The sequence below is a fragment of the Vibrio sp. 704 genome, assembly GCF_033339295.1.
Map to the genome: position 1 here is coordinate 1 of NZ_JAWOUH010001100.1, position 502 is coordinate 502.

The 502-nt window shown below is 42.6% G+C and carries 1 pseudogene; it reads right to left on the bottom strand.

The window, feature by feature from the left end:
• Positions 1 to 362, bottom strand: a pseudogene (locus R7R24_RS30860) (LruC domain-containing protein); the annotation flags it as partial.
• Between the last annotated feature and the right edge of the window lie 140 nt (positions 363 to 502).

A 502-nucleotide genomic window follows, 5' to 3' on the forward strand; every position in this document is an offset into this window, starting at 1 on the left:
TTGCGATATAAGTAGTAAACGTGATTATAAACATCGCCAACAAAAAGCGTATGGCTAGGCAAACCAGCGACATTCAGTGTTTCTGCTTGAAAGTCTTTCCCTAAACGGACGATTTTCAAGTTGGTGGTATCGTAGCCATAAATGTATCTGTCGGTGAAGTCGAACCCGACGGCATTGATCCCTGATGCCAAACCCACATCGTCAGCTAATAAAGTTGTGGAACCCGTAACCAGATTGACGCCATAAACTTGAACGGGGGTCGATTGGAATAAATACGCTTTGCTCGGACAAGTGTCGAAAGGCGCCGCATTCGCATAAGCGCTTACGAACAGTGATCCGAGTATTAGTGATGTCCTTTTCATGATTCGCCCTCTCATTGATTTGTTTTATATGCAATGAAAGGAGCGTGCCAATTCTTAAGTGGCTGTTTTTGATGGACATTGACAACTAGAAGTTCGAGGTTTTAATTTTGAATCTCAGAATAAGAAAAAAGCCCAACGTT